This is a genomic window from Streptomyces sp. NPDC002623, assembly GCF_053592635.1.
This window is the reverse complement of the sequence record NZ_JBSFWB010000101.1, coordinates 1-1977: the sequence shown is the minus strand read 5'-3', so window position 1 is coordinate 1977 and position 1977 is coordinate 1. Positions and strand designations below refer to the sequence as shown.

The following is a 1977-nucleotide window of genomic DNA, read 5'->3' as shown; positions in this document are numbered from 1 at the left end:
CGCCCGCCTGGGGCGCCTGCCCGGCCGCTGGCTGCGCACCGGCGATCTCGGCACGCTGCTCGACGGACAGCTCCTGGTCACCGGCCGTCTGAAGGGCCTGATCATCGTGGACGGCCGCAACCACTATCCGCAGGACGTCGAGGGCACCGTGCAGGCCGCCCATCAGGCGATACGTCCCGACCGTCTCGCCGCCTTCGCCGTCCGTGCCGGTCAGGCACTCGGTGGCGGCGCGGCGGCCGGGGCCACCATCGCCGCGGAGTGCGCGGTGGTCGTCGCCGAGCACGCCCGCGATCTGCCCGCACAGGCCCGCGACCCCAAGGAGGTCGCCGCCGCCGTCCGCGCCGCCGTCTCCGCCCGGCACGGCCTGCGCCTGGCCGACGTGCTGCTCGTCCCGCCCGGGGCGGTGGCCCGCACCTCCAGCGGCAAGGTCTCCCGTGTGCTGACCCGCTCCCGCTACCTCGACGGCTTCTACGACAGCGTCGAGCGGGGCACGGCATGAGCGCGCTCCAGGCCGATTCCGCTCCCAGCTGCCGCCGGATGCCAATCCCTGGGGCGGATACCTCGACGACGCCACCCGCACGGGGTTCGACTCCTCCTTCTTCCGCGTCTCCCCGCGCGAGGCCGACGCGATGGACCCGCAGCAGCGCATGCTGCTGGAGGTCGCCCAGGAGGCCCTCGACCACGCCGCCATCCCCGCCGCCTCCCTGGCCGGAACCGCCACCGGGGTCTTCGTCGGAGTCTCCGCCCCCGACTACGTGGCTACGGCGTCGTACAGCGGAATGCCCGCCACCACCGTGACGAACATGCCGACGTTCGTCCGGGCGATCGTGGGCCGGGAGGACCTCGACCCCCTGTCGCTGTGGAGCGCAGCGACGCTGCACGCCGCCACCTGGCAGGACTTCAACCCCCTGCCACGCGCGAGCGCCTTGCGGGGCACCGCGCTCTGCGTCTCCGTCGGCGCCGGCGGGCTCGGCACCATCATCGCTCTCGCGCAGATCATCAGCGGTGGCATCGAGGCCGTGCTGCCCGGGGTCCTGGAGAGCCTCTACCAGGGCGGCGCGCACCAATGGAGCGACTGGCAGCGGGAGTTCACCGCCTCGTGGCCGGTCCTCGCCGGAGCGCTCGGCCTGCCGGTCTGACCTGGACGGAATTGTCCGTACAGCTTTGTTGCACTCGGACAACACCTGGGCTCCGTCTTGTAACACCAGGACAGGGCAGGGGAGTTGGGCGGGGGATATGGTCGTTGGTGCCGCCTGACCAACGGCTAGGAGCAAACAGCTTGGATCCCTTCGCCGTTGTCCCCCGCCAACTGGCAGATTTTCTGCGCCCGAATCTCGATGACATCGCCGACGAAGTCGCTCGCGAGGTGCAGCTTGAGGTGCCCGAGTACGCACGACCGACCGATGACGCATACGTGCGGACCATACGAGCCGGAGTCACCCAGGCCCTGACACTCTTCGTGGACCGCATCGCCGACACCGGACGGGAGCGTGACCGGGCGCGCGTCGTCCGTACTTATCAGGAGATCGGGCGCGGCGAGTCCGGCGAAGGGCGCGGCCTCGAAGTGCTGCAGGCCGCGCTCAGGCTCGGCGGGCGGGCCGCTTGGCGGCGCATGATGAAGGCCGCCGACGAACTCGCCCTGGACTCCGGCGACGTGGCCGCGCTGGCGGACGCGGCGTTCACCCACATGCACGAGATCATGCAGGCGGCCACCGAAGGCCACACCGAGGCCCGGCTGCGCAGCACCGGTGAATTGCAACGCCGCCGCCAACGCCTCCTCGACCTGCTGTTCACCGAACCGGCGGCCTCGGCGGAGGCGGTCGGCGAACAGGCACGCGCCGCGCGCTGGCCCCTGCCTCAGCGGGTCGCCGTCATCGCCGTCGGCGGGCCCGAGCGGGAGGACGACGAACGGCTGCTGCTGCCCGCCGGAGTGCTGGCCGACATGACCGCCCGCCCGGCCCGGCTGGTCGTCCCGGA

Annotated in this window: 1 protein-coding gene and 2 pseudogenes; all 3 read left to right on the top strand. The window is 72.1% G+C overall.

From position 1 onward, the window contains the following. Window positions 1-499, top strand: a pseudogene (locus ACWD4O_RS48695) (fatty-acid--CoA ligase); the annotation flags it as partial. Window positions 500-527: 28 nt separating this feature from the next. Beyond that, complete coding sequence (locus tag ACWD4O_RS48690) at window positions 528-1139, top strand: beta-ketoacyl synthase N-terminal-like domain-containing protein (protein WP_451289586.1); 612 nt, start codon at window positions 528-530, stop codon at window positions 1137-1139. A gap of 275 nt (window positions 1140-1414) precedes the next feature. Continuing rightward, window positions 1415-1977 (top strand): annotated as a pseudogene (locus tag ACWD4O_RS48685) (PucR family transcriptional regulator); the annotation flags it as partial.